At 66.1% G+C, this 17,562-nt stretch carries 16 protein-coding genes and 1 other RNA gene; 5 read left to right on the top strand and 12 right to left on the bottom strand.

Annotated elements, in window-relative coordinates; genetic code table 11:
- The 8 genes from H977_RS32460 to prfB all read right to left on the bottom strand — a co-directional run bounded on the left by H977_RS32460 (window position 1) and on the right by prfB (window position 6,349).
- Complete coding sequence (locus tag H977_RS32460; RefSeq protein WP_051288613.1) at window positions 1–993, bottom strand: cutinase family protein; 993 nt, start codon at window positions 991–993, stop codon at window positions 1–3.
- Window positions 994–1,119: 126 nt separating this feature from the next.
- Window positions 1,120–1,488, bottom strand: a transfer-messenger RNA (tmRNA) gene (gene ssrA, locus H977_RS34660).
- A 112-nt stretch (window positions 1,489–1,600) separates the two neighbouring features.
- Window positions 1,601–2,089 carry an SsrA-binding protein SmpB gene (gene smpB, locus H977_RS0103975; RefSeq protein WP_029106645.1) on the bottom strand — a complete coding sequence of 163 codons (489 nt, stop codon included), beginning with the start codon at window positions 2,087–2,089 and terminating at the stop codon, window positions 1,601–1,603.
- Window positions 2,090–2,102: 13 nt separating this feature from the next.
- Window positions 2,103–2,999 (bottom strand): permease-like cell division protein FtsX, encoded by an 897-nt coding sequence (gene ftsX / locus H977_RS0103970; RefSeq protein WP_029106644.1) that lies wholly within the window; start codon window positions 2,997–2,999, stop codon window positions 2,103–2,105.
- Window positions 3,000–3,689 carry a cell division ATP-binding protein FtsE gene (gene ftsE / locus H977_RS0103965; RefSeq protein WP_029106643.1) on the bottom strand — a complete coding sequence of 230 codons (690 nt, stop codon included), beginning with the start codon at window positions 3,687–3,689 and terminating at the stop codon, window positions 3,000–3,002.
- Between the two features lie 45 nt (window positions 3,690–3,734).
- Window positions 3,735–4,250, bottom strand: coding sequence for an Rv3103c family proline-rich protein (locus H977_RS0103960; RefSeq protein ID WP_029106642.1), 516 nt, complete (start codon window positions 4,248–4,250; stop codon window positions 3,735–3,737).
- Window positions 4,247–5,224 carry a mechanosensitive ion channel family protein gene (locus H977_RS0103955; protein ID WP_029106641.1) on the bottom strand — a complete coding sequence of 326 codons (978 nt, stop codon included), beginning with the start codon at window positions 5,222–5,224 and terminating at the stop codon, window positions 4,247–4,249. Before H977_RS0103955 ends, H977_RS0103960 begins: the two co-directional genes overlap by 4 nt.
- 6 nt (window positions 5,225–5,230) lie before the next feature.
- Entirely contained in the window at window positions 5,231–6,349 is a 1,119-nt protein-coding gene (gene prfB, locus H977_RS0103950; protein ID WP_029106640.1) for a peptide chain release factor 2, read from the bottom strand.
- Window positions 6,350–6,499: 150 nt separating this feature from the next.
- Between prfB and H977_RS0103945 the strand changes: the two genes are divergently transcribed.
- The gene (locus H977_RS0103945; protein ID WP_029106639.1) at window positions 6,500–7,870 is read left to right on the top strand and encodes an FAD-dependent oxidoreductase; all 1,371 of its coding nucleotides are present in this window, start codon (window positions 6,500–6,502) and stop codon (window positions 7,868–7,870) included.
- A gap of 15 nt (window positions 7,871–7,885) precedes the next feature.
- Here H977_RS0103945 and H977_RS0103940 read toward each other — a convergent pair whose 3' ends face one another.
- Complete coding sequence (locus H977_RS0103940; RefSeq protein WP_029106638.1) at window positions 7,886–8,263, bottom strand: hypothetical protein; 378 nt, start codon at window positions 8,261–8,263, stop codon at window positions 7,886–7,888.
- A gap of 23 nt (window positions 8,264–8,286) precedes the next feature.
- On the opposite strand from H977_RS0103940, the gene hisN reads away from it, so the two are divergent.
- From hisN to H977_RS0103925, 3 genes are all read left to right on the top strand, one after another.
- The gene (hisN, locus tag H977_RS0103935; RefSeq protein ID WP_029106637.1) at window positions 8,287–9,069 is read left to right on the top strand and encodes a histidinol-phosphatase; all 783 of its coding nucleotides are present in this window, start codon (window positions 8,287–8,289) and stop codon (window positions 9,067–9,069) included.
- 113 nt (window positions 9,070–9,182) lie between these two features.
- Window positions 9,183–10,580: an acyl-CoA dehydrogenase family protein gene (locus H977_RS0103930; protein ID WP_029106636.1), complete on the top strand. Its 1,398-nt coding sequence runs from the start codon at window positions 9,183–9,185 to the stop codon at window positions 10,578–10,580.
- Between the two features lie 42 nt (window positions 10,581–10,622).
- Entirely contained in the window at window positions 10,623–11,843 is a 1,221-nt protein-coding gene (locus H977_RS0103925; protein WP_029106635.1) for an acyl-CoA dehydrogenase family protein, read from the top strand.
- Window positions 11,844–12,025: 182 nt separating this feature from the next.
- Here H977_RS0103925 and H977_RS0103920 read toward each other — a convergent pair whose 3' ends face one another.
- Window positions 12,026–13,003 carry an esterase family protein gene (locus tag H977_RS0103920; RefSeq protein WP_029106634.1) on the bottom strand — a complete coding sequence of 326 codons (978 nt, stop codon included), beginning with the start codon at window positions 13,001–13,003 and terminating at the stop codon, window positions 12,026–12,028.
- A gap of 472 nt (window positions 13,004–13,475) precedes the next feature.
- Here H977_RS0103920 and H977_RS0103915 point away from each other — a divergent pair, with 472 nt between their 5' ends.
- The gene (locus H977_RS0103915) at window positions 13,476–14,642 is read left to right on the top strand and encodes an acyl-CoA dehydrogenase family protein (protein ID WP_029106633.1); all 1,167 of its coding nucleotides are present in this window, start codon (window positions 13,476–13,478) and stop codon (window positions 14,640–14,642) included.
- A 9-nt stretch (window positions 14,643–14,651) separates the two neighbouring features.
- Here the strand turns inward: H977_RS0103915 and H977_RS0103910 are convergent, their stop codons facing one another.
- Together H977_RS0103910 and H977_RS0103905 are read right to left on the bottom strand one after the other, a co-directional pair.
- Window positions 14,652–16,844: an MDR family MFS transporter gene (locus tag H977_RS0103910; RefSeq protein ID WP_029106632.1), complete on the bottom strand. Its 2,193-nt coding sequence runs from the start codon at window positions 16,842–16,844 to the stop codon at window positions 14,652–14,654.
- A 14-nt stretch (window positions 16,845–16,858) separates the two neighbouring features.
- Window positions 16,859–17,416, bottom strand: a complete 558-nt coding sequence (locus tag H977_RS0103905; RefSeq protein WP_029106631.1) for a type 1 glutamine amidotransferase domain-containing protein — start codon at window positions 17,414–17,416, stop codon at window positions 16,859–16,861.
- Window positions 17,417–17,562: the final 146 nt, after the last annotated feature.

The following is a 17,562-nucleotide window of genomic DNA, read 5'->3' as shown; positions in this document are numbered from 1 at the left end:
TCAGACCCATCCGATTTCGGAGGGCGACGAGGTCGGACCGGGTGTCGCCGGGCCAGAACCGGGTGGCTGCTGTCCGTATCCGGGTGTCTCGGGGCTGTACGCAGGCGCGTCGGGGCCATACCCCGGTTGCGGACCGTGCAGGGAAGTGTTGGGGTCATACCCCGGAGTGGGCCCATAACCCGGCGGCGTCGGACCGTAGCCGGGTGATGTCGGGCCGTAGCCCGGGACCGCGGGGCCATACCCGTAATCCGGCAGGGCCGGCCCGTACCCCGGCACCGCCTCACCGGACCCCGCGAGCAGCTTGGATGCGGCGAAAGCCGCCGCCTGGGTGGTGTACACGGGGACGTAGCCCTCGGTGTGTCCACTCCATTCGTTGCCCTGGCCCTCGTGACAAATCGGATCCATCGGGTTACACAGGTCGATCGCCTTCGAGCCGAACAGTGCGCTCTGGGTTGATATCGATTGCTTGGTGCGGGTGCCCACGTCGCCGAAGGTGGTGATCGCCACGACGTTGTCCGCGTACTGAGGCGGGAGCGAATCGCCCCAGGTGATGCCACCGAGCGGGTTACCGGCGACGATGTTGATCACGCTCGCACCCTGCGAGTAGCCACCCAGCACGATCTTGGTGTCCGGGCACGACGACAGCGTGGACTTGATGTGGGAGATCGCGTCCTTGGCGCCGTCACCACCGTGTAGCTGCAGCTTGCTGGCCTTGTAGTTCACCCCATAGCTGGTGATGTTCATGCCGGCCGCCTGCTTACGCAGCGAGTCGACGAAGGCATCGCCGACCCGACCCATACCGGCCGGCTCATCGGTGCCACGGGCGAAAACTACCTCGGCGTCCGCGCAATCGGCGGCAGACGCCACCGGCGGCGCCGTGAGCCCCACGAGCGGGATGCCAGAGGTGAGAAGTGCAGCAGCGCCAAGCCCGACCCAGCGACCACCTGACCGCGCACTGCCCTTCCCAGGGCTGTGTATGCGGCGAGAGAACATGCCTCAACCTAACCCGTATCTAGGGAGAATGAACATCCTCGCCGGGGCGGACTACCGAGCCTCGCAGGACGCCGGGTAACGGCAAAAGAAAACAGGCCAGGGATTAGATCCCTGACCTGCATCTTTTGGTGGAGCTGCCGGGAATTGAACCCGGGTCCTACGGCACTTCCTCGAGGCTTCTCCGTGCGCAGTTCGCTTTGTCTCTACTCGGATCTCTCAGTCACGCGAACAAGCCGAGATGACGATCCCAGTCGCTGTTTGATGTCCCCATGGATTCCGCGACCGAACCCATGGGTGGGTCCCTCTAGCTGATGCCAGGGTCCGGGCCGAGGGCGCTCCCGGTCTGACAGACACGCAGTCGCTTAGGCAGCGAGTGCGTAGTCGCGCTGATTGGAATCGGCGCTTAATTGGTTGCAACGACGCTTACGGTGGTCTCTTGCCTGCACCGGCACGCTTCCCTTGATTCGATGCGCGAAGTCGAAACCGATCAGCCCCTCGCATCCCTGCCGACTTTCGGCAGGACAGTCAATGGTACGTCAGACCCAACTACCGATGCCAAGTCATTATTCCGCGGCGTTTTCGAGTCGCTCGCGACCGCCGAACGTGCTCAGGACATGCCCTTGGCGCGGCGGCCCAGCTCGCGGGTGATCTCGCGGTCGGCATCCCGTTTGGCCAGGTCCTGACGTTTGTCATGGGCCTGCTTACCGCGGGCCAGCGCCAGTTCGACCTTGACCTTGCCGTCGGAGAAGTACATCGACAGCGGCACCAGCGTCAGGTTGCCGTCGCGGATCTTGCCGATCAGGTTGTCGATCTCCCTGCGGTGCAACAGCAGCTTGCGGTTACGCCGTGGCGCGTGGTTGGTCCAGGTGCCGTGGTGATACTCCGCGATGTGCACGTTGCGCAGCCAGATCTCGCCGTCGTCGACGGTGGCGAACGCGTCGGCCAATGACGCCTGGCCTTCGCGCAGACTCTTGACCTCGGTGCCCATCAGCGCGATGCCGGCCTCATAGGTATCGAGAATCGAGTAGTTGTGCCGTGCCTTGCGATTGCTGGCCACAATCTGCTTATTGCCGGCAGGGCTGGACTTCTTGGTCACGGCGATTTCACAACTACCTTCGTATGTAGAGCCGCAGCGTCACGTACGCGGTGATGCCGGACATCGCCAGGCCGAGGAACAGCATCCACGGTGCGCTGAAGTAGAGCACGTCAGCGTAGTCGACCCTGGCGATCAAATTCGACTGATAAAACTGGTCGAGCGCCTTCTCCAGGAACACCGCTCGCACCACGATGAGCCCGACGATCGCGATCACCACACCGATCAGGGCCGCGATCATGGCTTCCACCAGGAACGGCAGCTGGGTGTACCAGCGGGTTGCGCCGACCAGACGCATGATGCCGATCTCGGTGCGCCGCGTGTACGCGGCGACCTGGACCATGTTGGCGATCAACAGCACCGCACCGATCGCCTGCACCAGGGCCACCGCGAACGCGACGCTACTGAGCCCGTCGAGCACGGCGAACAATCGGTCGATGAGGTCCTTCTGGTTCAGCACGTTCAGCACACCGGGCTGGCCCTGCATCGCCTTGTCGAACGCCTCGTGCTGCTCGGGGTCGTTGAGCTTGACGATGAACGACGCCGGGAACGCATCCTTGCCCGCGACATCCTTGTACTGCGGGAACTTCTTGATCGCGTCGTCGTAGGCCTGGTCGCGGTTGAGGAAGCTCAGCGAACGCACGTCATCGCGGTCGTCGATCATGCGATACAGCGCCTTGCACGCATCTGCGTCGCAGGTCGGATCGTTGGCGGAGATGTCGTCGGTCAGGAACACCTGGCTCTCGACACGGTCCAGATAGATGTCACGGGACTGGTCGGCCAGCCGCACCACCAACAGACCGCCACCGAACAACCCGATCGAGATCGCGGTGGTCAGGATCATCGCCACCGTCATCGTGACGTTGCGACGAAGCCCGGTCAGAACTTCATTGACAAGAAAGCCGAAGCGCACTTAGCGATCCATTCCGTAGACGCCGCGCTGCTCATCACGGATCAGCCGGCCGAGTTCGAGTTCGACGACCCGCTGGCGCATGGAGTCGACGATGTGATGGTCGTGGGTGGCCATCAGCACCGTGGTTCCGGTGCGGTTGATCCGTTCCAGCAGATCCATGATGTCCTTGCTGGTCTCGGGATCCAAGTTGCCGGTTGGCTCGTCGGCGATCAGGACCAGCGGGCGGTTGACGAAGGCCCGCGCGATGGCGACACGCTGCTGCTCGCCACCGGAGAGTTCGCTCGGCAACCGGTTGGCCTTGCCGGACAGCCCGACCATCTCCAGCACATCCGGGACCACCCGGTTGATCACCTCGCCGCGCTTGCCGATCACCTCGAGGGCGAACGCCACGTTCTCGAACACGGACTTCTGCTGCAGCAGCCGGAAGTCCTGGAAGACGCAACCGATGACCTGACGCAGGTTCGGCACGTGCCGGCCGGCCAGCTTGTTGACGTGGAACTTGGAGACCCGGATGTCACCGGAGGTGGGCGTCTCGGCCGCCAGAAGCAGCCGCATGAACGTCGACTTGCCCGAACCCGACGGGCCGATCAGGAAGACGAACTCACCCTTGTCGATTTTCAACGAGACGTCGTCGAGCGCTGGACGCGCCGAAGACTTGTAGTGCTTCGTCACGTGGTCGAGGGTGATCATCACGGCACGCCAGTGTAGCGGGGCGACAGCATCCGGCTGGTCAGGCTATCGCGGCAATGTCGGTGCGACCGGCTCCGGGCCGGGTTGCTGCTGCTCGACCGGCGGGGCAGGGGCAGGTGCGGGGAACACCGGCAACGTGATCGGCGGAAGCAGTCCGGGACCGTCCGGATCGATCACCGTCGTGCGCGGAGCCCCCGACGGCGGCGTCGTCGTGGCAGGACTGCTGGTGGTCTCGGTCGTCTCCGGCACCTCGGTCGGCGTCGTGGTGGTCGGAGTCGTGGTCTCGGTCGTCTCCGGCGTCTCGGTCGGCGTCGTCGTGCGTGGCGTCTGCAGCTTCGTACGCGGCACCCACGTGTACTCGGGATCGGGCACGAACCCGGGCGGCACCACCTGGGTGTCGGGCGACTGCGGCGCGGCCTGCTTGGGCCGGTACTCCTGTTGCACCCACGACAGCGCGATGAACGCGACGAGCAGCACCACGGTCGACGTGCGGAGCCGGCCCACCCGGCTGCGCCACAATTTCTCCGCGGCGTCGACCACCCGGCTGAAGTCGAGTTTCACTTCTTCGGCTCCTGCGTCGATGCCGGGGGCGCCGCGACCGTCTCGGCGACGGCAGCCGGATGCATGACGTCGCCGGCCGCGGCGATCGACCCGTCCGACGATGTCACCACCCCGGCACGCCGGAGTGCGCGCACCACCCGAACCCGCAGCCGCCTGCCCACGTCGAACTGTTTGCCCGGCAGGGTGCGTGCCACCATCCGCAGGTTGACGGTGTCGACTCCGATGCTCTCCACACCCATCAGCTGCGGCTTGTCGAGCAGCAGCTTGGACAACTCCCCATCTTCGGCGGCCTTCTCGGCGACATCGTTGAGGACATCGTTGACCACGTTGAGGTCGGCACTCACCGATACGGGAATGTCGACGACGGCGCGCGCCCAGTCCTTGGACAGGTTCAGCGATTTGACGATCTGTCCGTTGGGCACGGTGAACATCTCACCTTCGGAGGACCGCAGCTTGGTGACCCGGAGCGTGACGTCCTCGACCGTGCCCTCCGCCTCGTTGGCCGCGGCGATCGTCAACCTGACGAGATCCCCGAAGCCGTACTGCTTCTCGGTGATGATGAAGAAGCCGGCAAGCAGGTCCTGCACGATGCGCTGGGCGCCGAAACCGAGGGCGGCACCGAGCACTGCGGCCGGGGCGACCAGAGACGCGATGGGCACCGCGAGCGCATCGGTGACCTCGACCAGCACGATGATGAACAGCACCGCCACCGACACCCAGGAGATGACCGAGGCGACGGCCTGGCGGTGCTTGGCGCTCTCGGAGCGCACCAGCTGGTCGCTCTCCTGGTATTCAGCGTCGATCCGGCGCACCACGCGTTGTGCGGCCCAGTTGATGAACCGGGCCGCCAACAGGCCGCCGATCAGCAGCAGGGCGATGTGCAGTCCGGTGGTCAGGATCCACACGCCGATCTCGCCGTGCCAGAAGTCGTGCCAGCGGTCGGCGAGGGGGAAGGCGAGCACGGTATCAGTCATCGTCTATCAGTCGTCATCGTCTTTTCTGTTGCGCCATCTGATCCCCGCTTCCAGGAATCCGTCGATGTCCCCGTCCAGCACGGTGGCCGGGTTGCCGACCTCGTACTCGGTGCGCAGGTCCTTCACCATCTGGTAGGGGTGCAAAACGTAGGACCGCATCTGGTTACCCCAGGAGCTGCCACCATCGCCCTTGAGCGCGTCCATCTCGGCCCGCTCCTCCAGGCGCTTGCGTTCGAGGAGCCGTGCCTGCAGGACCCGCATCGCCGCGACCTTGTTCTGCAGCTGCGACTTCTCGTTCTGACAGGTCACCACGATGCCGGTCGGGATGTGCGTGAGTCGGACGGCCGAGTCGGTGGTGTTCACCGACTGCCCGCCGGGACCGCTGGAGCGGTATACGTCGACGCGCAGATCCCCTTCGGGAATCTCGATGTGGTCGGTGGTTTCCACGACGGGGAGCACCTCGACGTCGGCGAACGACGTCTGACGCCGGCTCTGGTTGTCGAACGGGCTGATGCGCACCAGCCGGTGAGTGCCCTGCTCGACCGAGAGCGTGCCGTAGGCGAACGGGGCGTGCACGGCGAAGGTCGCGCTCTTGATCCCGGCTTCCTCGGCATATGACGTGTCGAACACCTCGACCGGGTAATCGTGCTTCTCAGCCCACCGGACATACATCCGCATCAGCATCTCGGCCCAGTCCGCGGCGTCGACGCCTCCGGCGCCGGAGCGGATCGTGACGACGGCTTCGCGCTCGTCGTACTCACCCGAGAGCAGGGTGCGGACCTCAAGGGTCTCGATCTCTTCGCGAAGCTTCGCGAGCTCGGCGTCGGCCTCGGCGAGGGCGTCGGAACCTTCTGCCCCCTCCTCCTCGGCGGCGAGTTCGAACAGCACCGGCAGGTCCTCGACACGCTGGCGGAGTTCCTGAACCCGGCGCAGCTCGCTCTGCGCATGCGAGAGCTCACTGGTGACTTTCTGCGCCCGCGACTGGTCGTCCCAGAGCTTCGGATCGGAGGCCTGCTGCTCGAGCATGTCGATCCGCTGGCGCAGGCCATCGATGTCGAGCACTCGCTCCACGGTCGTCAGGGTGGTGTCGAGTGCGGCTACGGCGGCTTGGCGGTCTGGATCCACGAATGTTCAGGGTACCCGGCGGCATTTCGGCGGCAGTTCTCTCCGACTCGCGGCAGCACGGACGTTCTGTGTTTAAAGTCGGTTGGTACCCGTCCCGGCAGCCCTGGGCGGGTACGTGACGGCTTTTCGAGCTCGTAAGAAGGCAGGCGTATGCGCCCATATCATGTAGCGATCGTCGGCTCCGGCCCCTCCGGATTCTTTGCTGCCGCATCGTTACTGAAGTTCGCCGATTCACCCGACTCCGATCGCGACGTGCGCGTCGACATGCTCGAGATGCTGCCCACTCCGTGGGGTCTGGTGCGTTCGGGCGTGGCGCCGGACCATCCGAAGATCAAGTCCATCAGCGCGCAGTTCGACAAGACCGCCGCCGATGCCCGGTTCCGGTTCTTCGGCAACATCAAGGTGGGCGAGCACGTCACGCCGGCCGAATTGGCGGAACGTTACGACGCGGTGGTCTATGCCGTCGGCGCGCAATCCGACCGGGCGCTGCACATTCCCGGTGAAGAATTGCCCGGCAGCGTGGCCGCGGTGGATTTCGTCGGCTGGTACAACGCCCATCCCCACTTCGACGGCATGGCACCCAACCTCGCCGGCGGACGGGCCGTGGTCGTCGGCAACGGCAACGTCGCGCTGGACGTGGCGCGCATCCTGGTCAGCGACCCAGAGGCGCTGGCCAACACCGATATCGCCGACCACGCGCTGGCCTCGTTGGACACCCGAGGGGTGGAAGAGGTGGTCGTGATCGGACGCCGCGGACCGCTGCAGGCGACGTTCACCACCCTGGAATTGCGCGAGCTCGGCGATCTCGAGGCGTTGGGCGATGTGGATGTCATTCTCGACCCGGCCGACTTCGACGGAATCACGGACGCCGACCTGGAGACCGCGAGCAAGACCGTCAAGCAGAACATCAAGGTGCTCCGGAAATATGTCGACGAGCAACCACGAGAAGCCAAGCGGCGCATCGTGTTCCGCTTCTGCACCTCGCCCGTCGAATTGCGGGGCGAGGATCGGGTCGAGTCGATCGTGTTGGGCCGCAACGAACTTGTCCGCGATGCCGACGGGCGCGTGGTGGCGAAGGACACCGGCGAACGCGAGGAGCTTCCGGTCCAGCTGGTGGTGCGGGCGGTCGGGTACCGCGGCGTGCCGACGCCAGGACTGCCGTTCGACGATCGTTCCGGAACGATTCCGCACACCGACGGACGTATCGAGGGCAGCCGCAACGAGTACGTGGTCGGTTGGATCAAACGGGGCCCGTCCGGTGTCATCGGCAGCAACAAGAAGGACTCCCAGGACACCGTCGACACGTTGCTGGAGGATCTTCGGGCCGCCGGAGTGAACGAGCGGGGCTCCGAGTACAGCATCGAGCTGGCCGAATGGCTGGTGGAACATCAGCCGAAGCTGGTCACCGGCGAACACTGGCAGCTGATCGACGCGCATGAGCGCACCGCCGGGCAGTCGGTCGGCCGGCCTCGCGTCAAGCTGGCCAGCGTGGCCGAATTGCTCCGGATCGCACACGCCTGATCAGGCCGACGGCCCTCAGGTAGTCCAGGGTCCCGCCGGTGCTTGCGGCCCCGGCGGCTCCGGCCTTCCCGGCGGCCCGCCCGGAGCGAAGGCCCACTTGTCCGGGTTTCCCGGCGAATAGACGACGGGGAACAGTGCGCCCATCGTCGGCCAGTCGTTCACGTCGACCGCCATGCGCTGGTACACGACGTGCTCACTGACCGTCGGCCCGGTGATGACGCCGGTGATGGTGACGTACTGCTCCCCCGTCGCATCCGGACGCGGACTCACCCCCGTCACCAGCAACGTGCCGTGGGCCAGCTCGCCGCGAATTCCGCGGCGGCGCATGATCCGTGGCGCCAGCAGCAGCACGAGAGCGCCGACCAGCAGGAGCAGTATCCCGAGTTCCCACACCAGGCCATGGTAGGACTTCAGCCATGAGCACCATCGCAGATGACCTCACACTGGCTCTCGAACTGGCCGATCAGGCCGACGCACTGACCATGGATCGCTTCGGCGCACTGGATCTGCGCGTAGAGACCAAACCCGACCTGACGCCGGTCACCGATGCAGACCGCGGAGCCGAGGAAGCACTGCGCGCATCGCTGGCCGCGGCGCGCCCCGGTGACACGGTGTTCGGCGAGGAATTCGGTGGCACAACGACATTGACCGGGCGCCAGTGGGTGATCGATCCGATCGACGGGACCAAGAACTTCGTCCGGGGCGTGCCGGTGTGGTGCACGCTGATCGCGTTGCTCGACGACGGCATCCCCACCGTCGGCGTGGTGAGTGCGCCCGCACTCTCGCGACGGTGGTGGGCCGGGCTGGGCCAGGGCGCATTCGGCTCGTTCGCGGGGACGACCCGCAAACTGTCGGTCTCGGGTGTCAGCGATCTTGCCTCGGCAAGCCTGTCGTACTCGGATCTGACAACCGGGTGGGAAGACCGTCGGGACCGATTCGTCGAACTTACCGACGCGGTGTGGCGCGTGCGGGCCTACGGCGACTTCTGGTCGTATTGCATGGTCGCCGAGGGTGCGGTCGACATCGCCTGCGAGCCCGAGGTGAAGCTGTGGGACATCGCCCCGCTGGACATCCTCATTCGCGAGGCCGGCGGCACGTTCACCAGCATCGATGGCGCCCCCGGACCGCACGGAGGTAGCGCGTTGGCCACCAACGGGCCACTCCACGACGCAGTCCTGACGAGGTTGTCGGCGGGCTGAGTCCACGGCTGGTTCGCCCGCCGCTGCGCTGTGAGGTTGGTAACAGATGCCGTACCTTACTCCGGAGTAAGATACGGTCAGATGCGTCGCCACGACCAACAGAGGCAGCTGACATGACCAACACCCTGCCGTCCAAGAACGGCACTCCCACACGTCCCTCCAGCTCCGGCCGGCAAAGCGCCGTCGGGCTGCAAAAGCACAAGCGGACAGCGACCGACATCGGTTTGGCGCTGATCACCCCGATCGTCGGTCAGGAATTCCTGGACCGCTACGGACTGCGGGATCCGCTGAACCGCAGTCTGAAATACGGTGTGAAACAAGTGTTTTCCGCCGCAGGTGCCGCCACCCGGCAGTTCCAGCGCGTCCAGGGCCTGGGCAAGGCGCCGACCCGGCTGAAGGCCAGCGGGGCCGACTACTTCGATCTCACCCCGGACGAAGACCAGCAGATGATCGTCGAAACGGTCGGGGAATTCGCCGCGGAGATCCTGCGGCCCGCCGCCCACGACGCCGACGAGGCCGCCACCTATCCCGCGGATCTGATCGCCAGGGCCGCTGAACTGGGCATCACCGCGGTCAACGTGCCCGAGGACTTCGACGGCATCGCCGAGCACCGCAGCACCGTCACCAATGCGCTCGTCGCCGAGGCACTGGCCTACGGAGACATGGGTCTGGCCCTGCCGATCCTGGCGCCCGGTGGCGTCGCCTCGGCACTGACCCACTGGGGCAGCGCCGATCAGCAGGCCACCTACCTCAAGGAATTCGCCGGCGACAACGTGCCGCAGGCCTGCGTCGCGATCGCCGAACCCCACGCGCTGTTCGACCCCACCGCACTGAGGACCACCGCGGTGCGGACCCCCAGCGGCTACCGCCTGTCCGGGGTCAAGTCGCTGGTGCCGGCCGCCGCCGATGCCGAGTTGTTCATCGTGGCAGCACAATTGAATGGCAAGCCGGCATTGTTCATCGTCGAGGCCTCGTCACCGGGTCTCACAGTCAAGGCCGATCCCAGCATGGGCATCCGGGCCGCGGCGCTCGGCCAGATCGAACTCGACAACGTGGCAGTGCCGCTGGGCAACCTGCTCGGTGAAGACGATGCGACCGATCAGGATTATTCCGAGGCGATCGCGCTGTCCCGGCTGGGCTGGGCCGCACTGGCGGTCGGCACCTCGCATGCGGTACTCGACTACGTGATTCCCTACATCAAGGAACGTCAGGCGTTCGGTGAGCCGATCGCCCACCGCCAGTCGGTGGCCTTCATGACCGCCAACATCGCCATCGAACTCGATGGCCTGCGGCTGATCACCTGGCGCGGCGCCGCTCGCGCCGAGCAGGGGCTGCCGTTCGCCCGCGAGGCGGCGCTGGCACGCAAGCTCGGTACCGACAAGGGCATGCAGATCGGCCTGGACGGCGTGCAACTGCTGGGCGGCCACGGCTACACCAAGGAACACCCGGTCGAGCGCTGGTACCGCGATCTGCGGGCCATCGGCGTCGCCGAAGGCGTCGTTGTCCTGTAACCGCAGCGTCCTCCAAACGGTTATCCAAGCGAAAGATTAATCATGGCAATCAATCTGGAAATGCCTCGCAAACTGCAGGCGGTCATCGAGAAGGGCCACCAGGGCGCCGCCGAGATGCTTCGCCCGATCTCGCGCAAGTACGACCTCGCCGAGCACGCCTACCCGGTCGAGCTCGACACCCTGGCCACCCTGTTCGAGGGCATCTCGAGCGCGAAGACGATCTCGTTCGCAGGCGCAGAGGCGTTCCGCGACGACGCCAACGGCAAGGGCGAGAAAGTCACCGTCAACGGTGCCAATATGTCCGCGCTGCTCAACGCGCTCGAAATCAGTTGGGGCGACGTCGCCCTGCTGCTCTCGGTGCCGCGCCAGGGCCTCGGTAACGCCGCCATCTCCTCGGTGGCCACCCCCGAGCAGCTCGAGAGCCTCGGCAAGGACGTGTGGGCCGCGATGGCCATCACCGAGCCCGGCTTCGGCTCCGACTCGGCGGCCGTCACCACCACCGCGGTGCTCGACGGCGACGAGTACGTGATCAACGGCGAGAAGATCTTCGTCACCGCCGGTTCGCGTGCCACCCACATCGTGGTGTGGGCGACACTCGACAAATCGTTGGGCCGCGCGGCGATCAAGTCGTTCATCGTGCCGCGCGAGCACCCCGGCGTCACCGTCGAGCGCCTGGAGCACAAGCTGGGCATCAAGGCGTCCGACACCGCGGTGATCCGCTTCGAGAATGCCCGCATCCCCAAGGCCAACCTCCTGGGCGATCCGGAGATCCACGTGGACAAGGGTTTTGCCGGGGTCATGGAGACCTTCGACAACACCCGGCCCATCGTGGCGGCCATGGCGGTCGGCATCGCCCGCGCCGCTCTGGAGGACCTGCGGGCGATCCTGACCGACGCCGGCATCGAGATCTCCTATGACAAGCCGGCCCATGCGCAGAGCGCGCCCGCCGCGGAGTTCCTGCGGATGGAGGCCGACTGGGAGGCCGGGTACCTGTTGACCGTCCGCTCGGCATGGCAGGCCGACAACAGCATCCCCAACTCCAAGGAAGCCTCCATGGGGAAGGCCAAGGCCGCCCGGGTGGCCAGCGACATCACCCTCAAGGCCGTCGAAATGGCAGGCACCACCGGCTATTCCGAGCAGACCCTGCTGGAGAAGTGGGCGCGGGACTCGAAGATCCTCGACATCTTCGAAGGCACGCAACAGATCCAGCAGCTCGTGGTGGCCCGCCGCCTGCTCGGCCTGTCCTCCGCCGAACTGAAGTAGCTTTCTTCTGCGCGAGCGGACGCAAACTGCCCAAAACCCATGCGGTTTTGGGCAGTTTTGCGTCTGCTCGGCCAACTAGGGTGGGGCCGGCGGCTTCTGACCAGCAGACGCAAAACCCCCCGAATCTCGCCGGATTCGGGGGGTTTCACGTCTGCTCGCGCTAAGAGGGCGAGCGGGAAGGACTAGCCGAGCACCCGCTGCAGGTCCGGAACCATGGCCTGCAACTGCTGACCCCAGTAGGCCCAGTTGTGGGTACCGGCATCAGGGAAGTTGAACACACCGTTGGTGCCGCCTGCGGCGATGTAGTTGTCCTGGAACGTGCGGTTGGTCTTGATGGTCAGACCTTCGAGGAAGGTGGCAGGAAGGTCGCCGCCGCCCAGTTCGTTCGGCTGGCCGTTACCGCAGTAGATCCAGAGCCGCGTGTTGTTGGCCACCAGCGTGGGGATCTGCACCATCGGGTCGTTGCGCTTCCAGCCGCTGTTCGGATCCTCGGTCGGACCCCACATGTCATTGGCCTTGTAGCCGCCGGCGTCACCCATGGAGATGTTGATCAGGAACGGCCACCAGCCCTCCGAGGGGTTCAGGAAGCCCGACATCGAACCGGCGTAGATGAACCGGTCAGGGTGGTACGTCGCCAGGATGAGCGCGGCGGAGCCTGCCATGGACAGACCGACCGCAGCGTTACCGTTCGCCGCGACGTCGCGGTTGGCGGCCAGCCACGCGGGCAGCTCGCTGGTCAGGAAGGTCTCCCACTTGTACGTGGTGCAACCGGCCTTACCGCAGGCCTGGTTGTACCAGTCGGCGTAGAAGCTGGACTGACCACCGACGGGCATGACCACCGACAGGCCGCTGTTGAGGAACATCTCGAACGCGTTGGTGTTGATGTCCCAACCGTTGAAGTCGTCCTGAGCGCGCAGGCCGTCGAGCAGGTACACCGCGTGCGAACCCGGTCCGCCACTCTGGAACTGAATCTTGATGTCGCGGCCCATCGACGGCGACGGGACCATCAGGTACTCCACCGGCAGGCCCGGCCGGGAGAATGCCCCCGCGGTCGCCGATCCGCCGGTAACGCCGATCAAGCCAGGCAGCAACAGCGCCGCCACAGCCGCCACCGTCATGCGGCGTGCCCAATGGCCACGAATCTTGTCAATGAAGGTCATACTGCGAATCCATCCGTCTTCCGGTCATTACGCCATTTGCGCGATCAGCGATCAGCATCGCCAAGCGACACCGCAGCGATCGACTCGCTGCACTGTCACGCCCGCTCGCCGTCGCCGGACGCCTTATCAGGCGCAGCAGAGCGGACCGAAGAATTCAGTTGTTGCGCCATGAGTAAAGCACGCGCCCATGACGGGGGAAAAGCCGCGCCGCGCCGCGCAACGGCATATCCAGGGATTCAAAAAAGGGAATTCGGTTCCGTCGACCTCCCGCCGGCGGCCCGTCTACCTGGGAAAACAGCACAATCCCGCCGTTGGAGCCAGTAGCACTCGATGAACGCCGATGCCTATCCGTTCACAACTGGTGTCCAGAGGGTTATCTGATCGTCGCCAACCAGTATTCGAAATGCCTGCCCGGCGCCCCGGAGGCCATCCAATCGCAGGACATACTAAAAAGTATGGTAGCTTTCGGGCCATGACCTCGCCCCCCACCACGGACCGCGGCATCACGACCGAATTCGTCTCGCGACTGGCCGAACGGGCCGCTGAAGCCGAGCAGCTGCGCCGGCTTCCCGACGCGACGGTGAGCGACCTCGTCGAGTCCGGCTTCACCGAACTCCTGGTCCCCGCCCGTTACGGCGGTCAAGAGGCGGATTTCCCGCAGATCCTGGATCCCGTGCGCCGGATGGCCCACGGCTGTACGTCGAGCGCGTGGACCATCGGCTTCCTGGCCCTGCACAACTGGATGCTGTCGCTGTTCGGCGAGCAGGCCCAGGACGAGGCCTTCGCGAGCCGGCCGTTCCTGGCCCCGGCCCCGCTCGCGCCGACCGGACGTGGACTGCCGGTCGAGCGCGGCATCCGCCTGACCGGCAGATGGTCCTGGGCCACCGGCATCATGCATGGGAACTGGATCATCGTGGCCGCGCTGTGCGGGCCTGACGATGCGTTGTATCCCGCGCTGGCCCTGCTGCCCATCAGCGATGTGACCGTGGCCGATGTGTGGCACACCGACGGCATGCGGGCCACCGGCTCCAACGACGCCATCGCCACCGATGTCTTCGTGCCGGAACACCGGTTGGTGAAAGTGCTCGACATCTATTCCGGTACCGCCCCGGGCGCCGGATTGCATGACGGCACCGCCTACCGCTGGCCGATGGTGCCCGCACTGGCCCTGCTGGCGGCGATGCCCGCGCTCGGAAGCGCCGAGCGGGTCACCGAGATCTACGCACAGCGCCTCGGCGAACGGGTGCTGCCGTACGAAGGCGTCATACAGAAGGACAAACCGATCGCTCAGGCCCACCTGGCCGGGGCTCAGGTCCGGGTTCGCGCCCTGCGGGCCCTGCTCGCCGACACCGTCGGAGAGATCGAGGCAATCGTGGCGGCCGGCGACCCGGTGGACAAGCCGGTGCGCGCGCAGGCCCGTCTGTCGGCCGCGCACATCGTCAGCGAATCAAAGGCGGTGATCGCCGACCTGTTGGGCGCAGGTGGCGCGAGCATCCATTTCCTGGCCAGCCCGCTGCAGCGGTTCAAGCGCGACGTCGACGTCCTGGCCGGACATGTGGTGTTCGACTACGACACCAGCCGGGAGTTGGCCGGAGCGCTGGCGCTGGGCATGCGGATCCCCCGAACGTCCATGATCTGAGGCGCACCGTCAGCGGCGCGGCGGACGCGGCCTGCCCCGCGGCGGTGCCCCTGCCCGCGGGCGAAACGGTCGGGTGGGCGGTTCCATCGGCGGCCCAGCCGCCGGGGTGCGCATCCTGGTGGTCGGTGGTTCGACGACCGGCCTGCGCGACGGCCCCAACTTCATCGGCCGGGTCTCGTCCTGCGCCGGATCCCGCTCCATCAGGACACCGCGCGCGAGGCGGTCGAGCGCACCCTGCACCTGCAGGCGGTCCGGCCGGCCTTCGAATTCCGGTGACTGCGCGAGAGATTCGGTGAGCCAGCCCGAGATGATGTTTCGAGCCGAACTGATTTCCGCCGCACCCGCCGGGGTGAGGGAGAACTCGCGTCCGCTCCGTGCCGCCAGACCCGAGGCGACCAACCGGTCGAACGTCGGCTCCAGGATCTGCCGCGGCACCCGGCGCTCGTCGGCGATGTCGTACAGGTTGGCGGCCCCGGTCGCGGCGGCATGCCGGTAGATCTGGATCAGCGCCCACAGCTGCGCGGCGTCCAGCCGGCTGCGGGGTGACTGGGCCAGGGCCTCGAGATCGATACCGTGACTACGTTGCAGCAGCCGGCCGATCGCCATTTCGAGGAGCTTCTCCGGCGACTCGGTGGTCGGCATGCCGAAGCCCTCACCCATGTCGGTACTGCCGCTCGCCGCGGTGTCGCGCAACGGAACCTGTTTGAGGAAGAGCGCCAGCACGAAGCCGACGACGGCGAACGGGGCCGCGAACAGGAACACGCGGGTCAGCGAATCGGCATAGGCGCCGACGATCGGCGCCGCGATCTCATGCGGCAGTCCGTGCAGCACCTGGGGCGATGTCGCGGCTTCCGGGGGCGCGCCGCTGCTTGCCATCGCCGGCGGAAGCCGGTCGCCGAGGAAGTTGGCGAACAGCGAACCGAAAATCGCCGCGCCGAAAGAACTGCCGATCGCCCGGAAGAACGTCACGCCCGATGTGGCGACACCGAGATCGGTGAAGTCGACGGTGTTCTGCACCACCAGGATCAGCACCTGCATGCTGAGGCCGATGCCGCAGCCCAGCACCAGAAGGTAAAGGGACTGAGTCAGTGTCGAGGTGTCGGCGTCCATCCGCGACAACAGCATGAATCCGATTGCCATGACGGCGGTGCCGGCAATCGGGAAGATCCGGTACTTCCCGGTCCGCCCGACGAGTACGCCGCTGCCCAACGAGGTCACCAGCAGCCCGGCGACCATCGGCAGGGTGCGCAGCCCCGATGCGGTGGCCGAGACACCGTCGACGAACTGCATGTAGGTCGGCAGGAAGGTCAGCGCACCCAACATCGCGAAGCCCACCACGAACGACAACACGCAGCACACCGTGAAGACCGGATTGGCGAACAACCGGATGGGCAGAACCGGTTCGGTGGCAAGGCGTTCGACGAAGACGAAGGCCACCAGAGCGGCCACCGATGCGACGAACAGCCCGATGATCGTCGCCGAACCCCATGGATAGGTGGTGCCACCCCAACTGGTAGCCAGGGTCAGACCGGCCGCACCGAGCCCGACCAGGACGATGCCGGCGTAATCGAGTACCGGCCTGGCGGTGCGGGTGAACTCGGGTATGGCCACCGCGGCGATCGCGATGACCACCACCGCCACCGGCACGTTGATCCAGAAGGCCCACCGCCAGCTCAGGTGGTCGGTGAACAATCCGCCGAGCAGCGGACCGATGACGGTGGTGACGCCGAAGACCGCGCCCAGCGCGCCCTGATAGCGGCCACGGTCGCGCAACGGGATGACCTCGCCGATCACCGCGACCGCGGTCACCGTGATGGCACCACCGCCGAGCCCCTGCAGCGCCCTCGACGCGACGAGCATCCCCATCGATCCGGCCGACCCGCACAACACCGATCCGACGAGGAACAGCAGGATCGCCACCTGGAAGACCTTCTTACGGCCGAAGGTGTCCCCCAGCTTGCCCACGACGGCGGTCACGATGGTCGAGGCGAGCAGATAGCTCGTCACCACCCAGGCCTGGTGTCCCGCTCCGCCCAGATCAGCGACGACGGTGGGCAGCGCGGTCGCCACGATCGTCTGGTCGAGGGCGGCCAGCAGCATGCCGAGCACCACCGCCAGGAAGACGAAGTTGCGCTGCCGATTGGTGGATCGCTCAGCGACCGGCTCAGGACCGGCCGCGTCGACCGTGGCGCGAGTAGTCATGGCTCGGCCCGCGCTCAGGTCTGGGCCGGGCTACTCGCCAATACCTCGGTGACGGCCTCACAGAACGCCGGCAGATCGTCCGGCGCGCGGCTGGTGATCAGGTTGCCGTCGATACAGACCTGTTGATCCACCACGGTGGCACCGGCGTTGCGAAGGTCGGTGCGGATACTCGGATAGCTGGTCAACGTGCGGTCGCGTACCACGTCGGCTTCCACCAGGGTCCATGGCCCGTGACAGATCGCGGCGACGGGCTTGCCGGATCGGACGAAATCGCGGACGAACGCCACCGCGGCCTTGTCGAGCCTCAGCTTGTCCGGGTTCACGGTCCCACCGGGCAGGATCAGCGCGTCGAACTGGTCGACCTTCGCCTCGGCGACTGTGCGGTCCACCGAAAAGGTGCCTGCGGGTTCCAGATCGTGATCGCGGGCCTGGATCTCGCCGGTCTTGAGTGACAGCAGCTCGACGTGACCGCCCTCGTTCTCGACGGCCGTGCGCGGTTGTTCGAGTTCGATGCGCTCCACACCGTCGGCGGCAAGGATCCCGACCCTGCGGCCTTCCAATTCCTTTCGCATGCGAGTCCTTTCGTTGACACCGGCGGGCAGCAGCGGGCGCGTGCGCCCGTCAAGGGCTACCCGGGCAGGCGGCGCCCGAAACGCGGTAAAGCGCCCTGTAGACACCCTTGCCATCGACCTGAACAAAAAGTAAAGTCACTTTCAGT

It is taken from the genome of Mycobacterium sp. URHD0025 (assembly GCF_000426065.1).
Taxonomy (GTDB): domain Bacteria; phylum Actinomycetota; class Actinomycetes; order Mycobacteriales; family Mycobacteriaceae; genus Mycobacterium.
This window is presented reverse-complemented; position numbering and strand designations above follow the sequence as displayed.

Excerpts from the sequence above, each read along its gene's own strand:
- H977_RS32460 (WP_051288613.1), bottom strand. The coding sequence starts at position 993 with ATGTTCTCTCGCCGCATACACAGCCCTGGGAAGGGCAGTGCGCGGTCA.
- ftsE (WP_029106643.1), bottom strand. The coding sequence starts at position 3,689 with ATGATCACCCTCGACCACGTGACGAAGCACTACAAGTCTTCGGCGCGT.
- H977_RS0103955 (WP_029106641.1), bottom strand. The coding sequence starts at position 5,224 with ATGACTGATACCGTGCTCGCCTTCCCCCTCGCCGACCGCTGGCACGAC.
- H977_RS0103945 (WP_029106639.1), top strand. The coding sequence starts at position 6,500 with ATGCGCCCATATCATGTAGCGATCGTCGGCTCCGGCCCCTCCGGATTC.
- hisN (WP_029106637.1), top strand. The coding sequence starts at position 8,287 with ATGAGCACCATCGCAGATGACCTCACACTGGCTCTCGAACTGGCCGAT.
- H977_RS0103930 (WP_029106636.1), top strand. The coding sequence starts at position 9,183 with ATGACCAACACCCTGCCGTCCAAGAACGGCACTCCCACACGTCCCTCC.
- H977_RS0103925 (WP_029106635.1), top strand. The coding sequence starts at position 10,623 with ATGGCAATCAATCTGGAAATGCCTCGCAAACTGCAGGCGGTCATCGAG.
- H977_RS0103920 (WP_029106634.1), bottom strand. The coding sequence starts at position 13,003 with ATGACCTTCATTGACAAGATTCGTGGCCATTGGGCACGCCGCATGACG.
- H977_RS0103915 (WP_029106633.1), top strand. The coding sequence starts at position 13,476 with ATGACCTCGCCCCCCACCACGGACCGCGGCATCACGACCGAATTCGTC.
- H977_RS0103910 (WP_029106632.1), bottom strand. The coding sequence starts at position 16,844 with ATGACTACTCGCGCCACGGTCGACGCGGCCGGTCCTGAGCCGGTCGCT.
- H977_RS0103905 (WP_029106631.1), bottom strand. The coding sequence starts at position 17,416 with ATGCGAAAGGAATTGGAAGGCCGCAGGGTCGGGATCCTTGCCGCCGAC.